Annotated in this window: 10 protein-coding genes; 8 read left to right on the top strand and 2 right to left on the bottom strand. The window is 61.5% G+C overall.

Annotated elements, in window-relative coordinates; all coding sequences use genetic code 11:
• On the bottom strand, positions 1-1,519 hold a 1,519-nt coding region (locus AC4HIX_RS20650), incomplete at its 3' end, for a sensor histidine kinase (RefSeq protein ID WP_490400326.1).
• A 424-nt stretch (positions 1,520-1,943) separates the two neighbouring features.
• Here AC4HIX_RS20650 and AC4HIX_RS20645 point away from each other — a divergent pair.
• The 8 genes from AC4HIX_RS20645 to AC4HIX_RS20610 all read left to right on the top strand — a co-directional run bounded on the left by AC4HIX_RS20645 (position 1,944) and on the right by AC4HIX_RS20610 (position 8,475).
• Positions 1,944-2,231: an STAS domain-containing protein gene (locus tag AC4HIX_RS20645; RefSeq protein WP_421056856.1), complete on the top strand. Its 288-nt coding sequence runs from the start codon at positions 1,944-1,946 to the stop codon at positions 2,229-2,231.
• On the top strand, positions 2,228-2,602 hold the full coding sequence (locus AC4HIX_RS20640) for a response regulator (protein WP_421056855.1): 375 nt from the start codon (positions 2,228-2,230) through the stop codon (positions 2,600-2,602). The genes AC4HIX_RS20645 and AC4HIX_RS20640 overlap by 4 nt, the downstream gene beginning before the upstream one ends.
• Before the next feature lies 1 nt (position 2,603).
• The gene (locus AC4HIX_RS20635) at positions 2,604-4,772 is read left to right on the top strand and encodes a chemotaxis protein CheA (RefSeq protein WP_490400325.1); all 2,169 of its coding nucleotides are present in this window, start codon (positions 2,604-2,606) and stop codon (positions 4,770-4,772) included.
• On the top strand, positions 4,762-5,244 hold the full coding sequence (locus AC4HIX_RS20630; protein WP_008558479.1) for a chemotaxis protein CheW: 483 nt from the start codon (positions 4,762-4,764) through the stop codon (positions 5,242-5,244). The genes AC4HIX_RS20635 and AC4HIX_RS20630 overlap by 11 nt, the downstream gene beginning before the upstream one ends.
• The gene (locus tag AC4HIX_RS20625; RefSeq protein WP_475054660.1) at positions 5,241-6,104 is read left to right on the top strand and encodes a CheR family methyltransferase; all 864 of its coding nucleotides are present in this window, start codon (positions 5,241-5,243) and stop codon (positions 6,102-6,104) included. The genes AC4HIX_RS20630 and AC4HIX_RS20625 overlap by 4 nt, the downstream gene beginning before the upstream one ends.
• Positions 6,105-6,137: 33 nt before the next feature.
• Entirely contained in the window at positions 6,138-6,524 is a 387-nt protein-coding gene (locus tag AC4HIX_RS20620; RefSeq protein WP_027233853.1) for a response regulator, read from the top strand.
• Between the two features lie 2 nt (positions 6,525-6,526).
• Positions 6,527-6,853, top strand: coding sequence for a DUF8776 family protein (locus tag AC4HIX_RS20615; RefSeq protein WP_490400324.1), 327 nt, complete (start codon positions 6,527-6,529; stop codon positions 6,851-6,853).
• A 122-nt stretch (positions 6,854-6,975) separates the two neighbouring features.
• The gene (locus AC4HIX_RS20610) at positions 6,976-8,475 is read left to right on the top strand and encodes a caspase family protein (RefSeq protein ID WP_490400323.1); all 1,500 of its coding nucleotides are present in this window, start codon (positions 6,976-6,978) and stop codon (positions 8,473-8,475) included.
• 24 nt (positions 8,476-8,499) lie between these two features.
• Here AC4HIX_RS20610 and AC4HIX_RS20605 read toward each other — a convergent pair.
• On the bottom strand, positions 8,500-8,697 hold a 198-nt coding region (locus AC4HIX_RS20605), incomplete at its 5' end, for a hypothetical protein (protein WP_490400322.1).

Here is an 8,697-nt window from a genome sequence, read left to right as displayed (position 1 = left end):
GCGAGAGGTCGTCGGAGGCCTGGCTGATCTCGGCGGCACCGTTGCGGATACTGCCGGAGGCCTCAACCACCTGCTGGACGGTGCCGCTCAGATTTGTGACAGTGCTGTTGAAATTCTTCCGCAGCTGTTCGTATTCCTGCGGGAAGGAGTCTCTGATCTGCTGCGAGAAATCGCCATCGGCCAGCCGCACGAGGCCAGCGCTCAGGCTTTCGACAACCTGCTGCTGCTGCTGCTGCATTTCAGCACGTTCCTCTTCCGCAGCGCGGGCCTGCTTCAGGTCCTGCTGCATTGACACCAGCGTCTTGCCGATTTTGCCGATCTCATCGCTGCGGCTTGCCTCGGCAACGGTAATGTCGAGATCACCGGAGGACACCGCCTCCATGTTGTCGCAGATCCGGTCGATCGGCTTGGTGATGGAGCGGGCGAACAGCCAGCCGAGGAACGACATGGCGGCTGCGCAGGCGACCGAGGCCAGAAGCAGCATGTTACGCTTCTTTTCCGCCGGAGCCATCAACTCGGCCAAGTCCTGCTCGGCGATGATCGCCCAATCTGCAAAGGCCAGCGGAAGCGGTTCCGAATAGGCCAGCACAGGATGCCCGTCGAGGCCGGGGACATTTTTCTGCACGTGCGATTTTCCATCAAAGGCTTCCACCACCTGCTTGGTCGGTGGGAGTTGCGAGAGCACTTTGAAACCCTCTTCGAATCGCGAATTCGTGCGGGCCTGCATATCGGAGCCAACCAAGTAGACTTGGGTGGTTTCGCCCATCCCTTGCTCATTGTTGATGATCGACCCGATCAAGCTGACCGGAATCTGCACTGCCAGCACACCCACGGTGAGATTGGCGTCGTTCACAACCGGCGTCGCGGCAAAGCCTGCTGCCTTGCCCCCGCTTGCTGCGTAAGGCTCCAAATCGGCAAAGAACACCTCGCCGCGGCTGCCTTCGAGCGCTTCACGATAGACGGTTGCAAGGCCGGTGTCCTTGAACGGTCCCGTCATCATATTGGTGCCGAAATCGTTTTCCTTGAACACCGAATAGACGACGTCGCCGGCCAGGTTGATCAGGAAGGCGTCATAATACCCCTTGCTTTCGATCAGCGTTTTGTAGGCCGGATGAAAGCTCTCGTGATGCATGTGATAGGGGGAGTCGCCCTTGCCGCGCGCCAGCAGATGTTTCTGCCCCTCCGGATGCGGGTTGTCGTCGATATAGGCCTGGCGCAGAATCTCGCCCGGATTTCCCTCCAGGTCGTTCCACGTCATCGTCAGCCATTCTATGGCGGTTGCCGTCGACGGCACGGAGGCCAGCGTCTGGACATCCGCATGAATCCCGTCCAGCAAGGTCTGCACCGACAGCTTGCGGTCCGCCACCATGGAGCTCAGCTGGTCCTCGGCATTTGTTTCTGCGCTGCGCTGGAAGCTGAGCGTGCTGATGGTGACGAGAATCGCCGTCACAAGCACAACCAACCCAACAACAAACAACGGCAGCTTATGTGCCAGTTTAAGCGATTTCAGGGCTTTCATTCCGTCCTCCTAAGAGTATTGCGGTCTGGGCCACCGCAATTGATGATGCCTCTCAGGATGTCGTGCAGATGTTAATTTGCAGCTTACGGAAGGGCAGCCTGATCCTGTTCGACAGCAAAAAAGGGCGGGAATCCGAAGCGCAACAGCGTCACTCCGTAAAGGTCAGGTAAAGATGCATCTTCTGGCTGAGCGCCGTGTCCTGGGCACGCCCGCAAGCACGCCAGCATGGCGTTCAGGTGATTCTCTGGAGCGTTGAGCCACCGTTAAAAATTGACAGGAATTTCCACGCGGAATTGCCCGCCCTCTCCTTATGAATCCCCCTTGGCGGGCGCGCTGCGGCAATCAAATGTTAAGGCCCCGCACCTATCAATTGCTTCATCGAACTCGAATTGATCGCCGACAACGGGGGTGCGAATCGCCGAACATGACCACGGAAACGCAAAAGCATATTCTTGATCTGCCGAATGCCTTCGCGGAGCTGGATCCGCTGATCGCCTTCCTTCAAGGGGCACGTGCCAAGGCGGTCGAAATCGACTGCAGCGGCGTTGCTCTGATGCCTTCGCGCTGCCTGCAGATTCTGCTCGGAGCAGAGCAGCAGTGGCGGTCCGAGGGGGTAGGCTTCTCAGTCACCAATATCACCGAATCCTGCCGCAAGTCCCTGACGCTTCTGGGGCTGGAGCCCAACCGTTTTGAAGACGAGGAAACAGCATGAAGACCAAAGTTCTGGCAATCGACGATTCCCGCACGATCCGGAATCTTCTGGCCGCAACCCTGGAAGAGGCCGGGTTTGAATACCACTGTGCGGTCGACGGCCGCGAAGGGGTGGACATGTACTCTGACGTCGACCCCGACGTCGTGATCACCGACATCAACATGCCCAACCTCGACGGCTTCGGCGTGATCGAAGAGCTGCGCGGCCACGGCATCAACTCCAAGGTGCCGATCCTGGTCCTGACCACCGAAAGCGCACCGGAGCTGAAGGCCCGCGCCCGCGGTGCAGGCGCCACCGGCTGGATCACCAAGCCGTTTGACGATGCTTCGCTGATCTTTGCGCTCAAGCGTGTAACCGGAGCTGCGGCCTGAGATGTCCGGCTCGATTCAGGATACCTTCTTTGAGGAGTGCGAAGAGCTCCTCGAAGCAACGGATGAGGGTCTGACCGCCATCGAAGGAGGCGATCACGACTCTGAGGTTGTCAATGCGATCTTCCGCGCCGTGCACTCGATCAAGGGCGGCGCCGGGGCTTTTGGCCTCGATGATCTGGTGGCCTTTGCCCACCGGTTCGAGACCGTGTTTGACGAAGTGCGCTCCAACCGGCTGGATCTGGACGAGAAGCTGATTCAGCTGCTGCTGCGTTCCAGCGACCACCTGTCGGCGCTTGTCGAGGCGGCCCGCGATGGCGGCCAGATCGACGAGGCACACCATGATACCCTGCTGGCGGCCCTGGATGAGTATATCCCGGAGGAAGAGGAAGACCTCACCTTCGAGCCGATGGGACTTGGCGGCCCGGCACCGATGATGGACCTTGGTGATATCGGCGGTGCCCCGGCGGAACCGCAGGAGGAGACATACCGGATCCGGTTCCAGCCGCTGAAGGAAATGTACGGCACCGGTAATGAGCCGTTTTTCCTGTTCCAGGCGCTGAGGGACATGGGTGATCTGACCGTGAAGCTCGATGAGAACGAGCTGCCCGGTTTCGACACCATGGACATGGACGAAAGCTACCTGGCTTGGGATCTGGTCCTTGTGACCAAGGAGACCCGGTCGGTGGTCGAGGCGGTGTTTGAGTTTGTCGAAGGCCTTTGCGAGCTGTCAATTGCCGGGGATGGTGACGCGGAAGCGGAAGCAAATGCCTTGGCCGCACTGGATGCGATGTTCAGCACCCCGCCCGCTCCTGCCGCTGCAGACAGCGCAGATGGAGAGGCCGCAGCCGCCCCTTTTGAACCGCCGGTCCCCGCACCTGAACCCGAAGCCAAACCGGCAGCTGCCGAAGAAAAGGCATCGGCCCCGAAAGCCGAGAGCGGCAAGCAGGAGCAGCGCGGCGGTCCAAAGCCGACGCTCCGCGTCGAGCTCGAGCGGGTGGACCGGCTGATCAACGCTGTCGGGGAGCTTATCATCAACCATTCGATGCTGGCGCAGCAGATTGCCAATCTCAACGTCGCCGACCTGCGCGACGTCGAGACGGAGCTCGAAGGTTTCAAAAACCTGGCGCGCGACATCCAGGAAGGTGTCATGGCCATCCGTGCCCAGCCGGTGAAACCGCTGTTCCAGCGCATGGCCCGGATCGTGCGTGAGGCTTCCGCAGCCACCGGCAAGACCTGCAAGCTGGTCACCGAAGGCGAAAACACCGAAGTCGACAAGACGGTGATCGAACGGCTGTCCGATCCGCTCACGCATATTCTGCGCAATGCGGTCGACCATGGCGTCGAAAAGCCCGAAGACCGGGAAGCCGCAGGCAAACAGACCACCGGTGAAATCCGCCTGTCTGCCTCGCACCGTTCCGGCAGCGTCTGCATCGAGATCAAGGACGACGGTGCCGGCGTGAACCGGCCGCGGGTCAAGCAGATCGCCATCGAAAAAGGCCTGATCCCGGAAAATGCCGAGCTCACCGACAGCGAGATCGACAATCTGCTGTTCGCACCGGGCTTTTCCACCGCAAAAGAGGTCTCCAACCTCTCGGGACGCGGTGTCGGTATGGATGTGGTGAAGAACGCGGTTACCGGCCTTGGCGGCCGCATCAACATCTCCTCGACCCCGGGCAAAGGCTCGACCTTTACCATCATCCTGCCGCTGACGCTGGCGGTTATGGACGGCATGGTGGTGTCGGTGGCCGATCAGACCATGGTGGTGCCGATCACCTCGATCGTCGAAACCATGCGCGGCAGCGACGACATGATCAACAACCTCGGCGCCGACGGCACCCTGCTGTCGATCCGCGGCAACTTCGTGCCGATCTGCGATGTGGCAGGCGGCCTGGGCCTGTACCGCGAGAGCGACCAGCAGGCCGGCGTCTACCTGCTCGTGGAGACCGAGACCGGCCAGCGCTGCGCCTTGGCGGTGGATGATATCCACGACCAGCGCCAGGTGGTGATCAAGAGCCTGGATGGCGTCTGCGGGGAAATTCCCGGCGTCGCCGCTGCAACCATTCTGGGCGATGGCAAGATCGCCATGATCCTGGACCCAGAAAGCATCATTGCGGCCTCGCCCACGGCGGCCGCCTTTGACACCGAGCGGAGAATGAGCAATGCAAGCTGAAGTGAAGCAAACCGATCAGGAAGTGAAGCACGCTGAACACAGCGAGTTCGTCAGCTTCACCGTGGCAGGCCAGGCCTTTTGCCTGAAGATCACCCAGATCCGCGAGATCCGGCGCTGGTCGCCGGTGACCATCCTGCCGCATGCTCCGGCCGATGTGCTGGGCGTGATGAACCTGCGCGGCGCGGTGATCCCGATCTATGACCTGTCGGCCCGCTTCGGCCTGCATCAGACCGAAGCCAGCGAGCGCAATGTGGTCATTGTGGTCTCGGTGCATGGCAAGCCTGTCGGGCTTCTGGCGGAGTCGGTTTCGGAGATCATCTCGATCAACCCGGACGACATTCAAGACACCCCGCCGGTCGACAGCCGCAACACGATGGAATACATCCAAGGTATCATCTCGCATGATGACACCATGGTGCGCATCATCAATCTGGATGCGGTTATCTCGGCTCCGGAGCAGGTGATGCCGTGAGCGCAGAAGGTTCCATCTCTCCCGCAGCTGAAAGCTTGTCGCTGACAGACCAGGAATTCGAGTCCATTGCGCAATTCGCGCATAAACACTTCGGCCTGGCCTTGGCGGCAAGTAAGAAACCGCTGGTGTCTTCGCGGCTGGCGCGCAAGCTGCGCCAGCGCAACTTCTCCAGCTTCAAGGAATATCTGGCGTGTCTGGATGGTCCCAATTCCGAGCAGGAGCGCAGCGGCCTGCTGTCGCTGCTGACCACAAATGTGACCCACTTCTTCCGGGAGCCGCATCACTTTGAGACGCTGCGCAACGACGTCCTGCCGCCGCTGATCGAGCAGGCGCGGCGCGGCGGGCGGGTGCGGCTTTGGTCGGCGGGCTGTTCCAACGGACAGGAACCCTATTCGATCGCCATGACTGTTCTGGACCTGTGCCCGGACGCGGCCAAGCTGGACTTTAAGATCCTCGGCACCGATATCGACCCGGTTGTGGTGCGCCACGCCCAAGGAGCGAAGTATCCTGAGGACGAGCTGGCCCAGATCGACGCGAAATACCGCAAGCTGGTGCCCGCCCGGGACGCCGAGGGGCGGCTGCCGGACAACCTGCGCAAGCTGATCACCTTCGGGGTGCTGAACTTGATCGAACCGTTCCCGTTCCGGGGCAAGTTCGACGCCATATTTTGCCGCAATGTGGCGATCTATTTCGACAACCCGACCCAGCAGAAGGTGTGGCAGGCCTTCCAGAATGCCCTGAACCCGGGCGGTTATCTCTTCATCGGGCACTCCGAGCGCATGTCCGGCCCGGCAGCGCAGCACCTGAAGACGGCCGGGATCACAACTTATGTCAACTCACCCGCTGGCAGGACCTCCTGACCACGGCTGCAAGCAGAGCAGAAGGAAAGAAAAATGAGCTTGAAAGACTCTCTCCGCGTTATGGTCGTTGACGATATGTCAACCAGCCGGGGGATCATCACACAGAGCCTGGATGAGATCGGCATTAAGAACTACATGGTCGAAAACTCCGGCGAGGGCGCCTACAAGAAACTGGTTCAGACACCGGTGCACATGGTGCTGTCCGACTACAACATGCCTGGCATGGACGGTCTGGGCCTGCTGAAGGCCCTGCGCAGCCACCAGGTCACCCAGCGGGTTGGCTTCATCCTGGTCACCGGCAAGCCGACGCCGGAGATGATCCAGGTCGGCAAGCAGATCGGCCTGAACAACATTGTCCGCAAGCCGTTCACGGTTGCCACGATGAAGCAGGCCATCGAACAGGTCGTCGGGCGGCTGTAACGATGGAGCGTCCCGGCACAGCCCTGAGCGAACTTTGCGCCGCCTCGGCGTGGGAAATGGAGCAGTTGCGCAGTCAGATGCAGGCGCTGGAAGACGTCGTGCTCGACGTGCTGGAGCGGGGCACGCCCCCGACCAGCCAGGAACTGCGCTCCCTGCAGGACTTCGATCTGGTGATCCAGACCCTGGCCGGGCTCTCAGGTTTTTACAAGCGCGTGCAGGCGCAGGTTGACGAGTCAGGCCCCGCCGACCTGCCGGCCGCCGCAGCGGGGGTCACCCTGGAAAAGCTGCGCGACCGGCTGCGCTCTGCCAGCAGCCTGGCAAGCACTTGAACTCCGCTGCCCCGCCCTGACCAGGGCGGGGCTGTCCTGCCAGCAGCGGCGAATTTTCTTTTTAATTGCTGCCGCAGCGGACTACATTGGGCATAGCTGAAACCGCCAGCCCGGGTATCCGTATGTCTTTCCTTTTCAAACCGTTGATTTTCACCGCCTGCCTGATGATTGCGGCAGAGGCGCAGGCTGCTAGCGACCGCATCGCCCTGGTCATCGGCGTGGCGGAATACCAGTACCTGCCTCCGCTCGAAAATACCCGCAACGATGCCGTTGCAATGGCGGACACGCTGGAGGGGATCGGCTTTGACGTCAGCCTGGCGCTGGATCCGGGGACGGCGGAAATGGAGCAGATGCTGGATGATTTCGCCTTCCGCTCCGAAGTCGCCGATCTGGCGCTAGTCTATTTTGCCGGCCACGGGATCGAGGTGCAGGGCGAGAATTTCCTCATTCCGGCAGACGCCAAGGTCGCCAGCAACCGGGATGTGCAGCGCCAGTCGCTATCGCTGAAACAATTGCTGGCGGCAGTCGACCGCGCCCGCAAAATGCGTATCGTGATCCTCGACAGCTGCCGCGACAACCCGCTGGGCGACTCCATTGCGCTGGAGCAGAGCAGCGTGCAAACGGCGGCCTCCAGCGAAACCACCCGCGGCGGCGGCGGCATGGCGCCGGCCGATCCGGACCGCGGCACCCTGGTGGCCTTTGCCGCCAAGGACGGCCAGGTGGCGCTGGACGGCAGCGGCAGCAACTCCCCGTATGCAACTGCGCTGATGGAGAAAATGGTGCAGCCCGGGCTGGAGATCAGCCTGATGTTCCGCCAGGTGCGCGACCGGGTTCTGGAAAACACTGCCAACCTGCAGGAACCCCACACATACGGCTCGCTCACCGGAGTACCCTTTTATCTGGCCGGCCCCGGCGAAAACGACACTCCGGTCTCGGTGGCCGATGCCACCGCCGCCTGGGCCGCGCTGAAGCCGGACCAGGAAGAACAGCTGCTGGCGCTGGCCGACCTCGGCGACACCCGGTCGATGCTGGGACTGGCCTATATCCGCCTCAATCCGAATGAGGGCCGGTTCGACCCCAAGGCAGCCGTGGAATTTCTCCAGCGCGCCTCGGACGCCGGCTCCCCGGAGGCGCAGTTCGAACTGGCCAAGCTATATGAGCGCGGCACCGGTGTCGAAGCAGACCCGGCCAAGGCGCTGGAGCTTTATCAGGCCGCGGCAGACCAGGATTTCGCCGACGCTATCAATGATCTCGGGTTTCTTCACTACCAGGGCGGGCTGGGACTTCGCGCCGATCCGAAAAAAGCGCTGACATTCTTTGAACGCGCCGCGGACCTGCGTCACCCGCAGGCCCAGTTCAACTTCGCCGCGCTGATTGACGACGGGCTGATCCCCTCAAAAGGTCCAGAGGATTCAGCACATTACCTCTATGCAGCGCTGCGCAGCGGCAGTTCTGATGTGCTCAATTTGCTTAGCGAACGGCCCAATATGTTCACCGCCGAAACCCGGCGCGCGCTGCAACGGAAGCTGAAGGACAACAACTTCTATGCGGGCGCGATTGACGGCGACTTCGGACCGGGAACGCAGCGGGGTATCCGCCGGGCCTATGGACTGGAAGGATAAGCGCCCTACTTCAAGCGGATGTCGTTACATCGTGCTTTGTTCCTTCTTCTGCTCACCTGTTTCCTGAACAGTCCCCTGGATAGCCAAGCCGGCGGCTATGGCGGCGCTGGCGGTGTTGGCAGCGGCGGTGGCAGCGGCGACGGCGGCAGCGGTGACGGCGGCAGCGGTGACGGCGGCAGCGGCGATGGCGGCAGCGGTGACGGCGGCAGCGGCTATGGCGGC

It is taken from the genome of Leisingera sp. (assembly GCF_982940295.1).
The sequence above is the reverse complement of the archived record's forward strand: the minus strand, read 5'-3'. Positions and strand labels throughout refer to the sequence as shown.

Bases quoted from the DNA above. Each gene is read 5' to 3' on its own strand.
- AC4HIX_RS20645 (WP_421056856.1), top strand. From the start codon at position 1,944: ATGACCACGGAAACGCAAAAGCATATTCTTGATCTGCCGAATGCCTTC.
- AC4HIX_RS20640 (WP_421056855.1), top strand. From the start codon at position 2,228: ATGAAGACCAAAGTTCTGGCAATCGACGATTCCCGCACGATCCGGAAT.
- AC4HIX_RS20635 (WP_490400325.1), top strand. From the start codon at position 2,604: ATGTCCGGCTCGATTCAGGATACCTTCTTTGAGGAGTGCGAAGAGCTC.
- AC4HIX_RS20630 (WP_008558479.1), top strand. From the start codon at position 4,762: ATGCAAGCTGAAGTGAAGCAAACCGATCAGGAAGTGAAGCACGCTGAA.
- AC4HIX_RS20620 (WP_027233853.1), top strand. From the start codon at position 6,138: ATGAGCTTGAAAGACTCTCTCCGCGTTATGGTCGTTGACGATATGTCA.
- AC4HIX_RS20615 (WP_490400324.1), top strand. From the start codon at position 6,527: ATGGAGCGTCCCGGCACAGCCCTGAGCGAACTTTGCGCCGCCTCGGCG.
- AC4HIX_RS20610 (WP_490400323.1), top strand. From the start codon at position 6,976: ATGTCTTTCCTTTTCAAACCGTTGATTTTCACCGCCTGCCTGATGATT.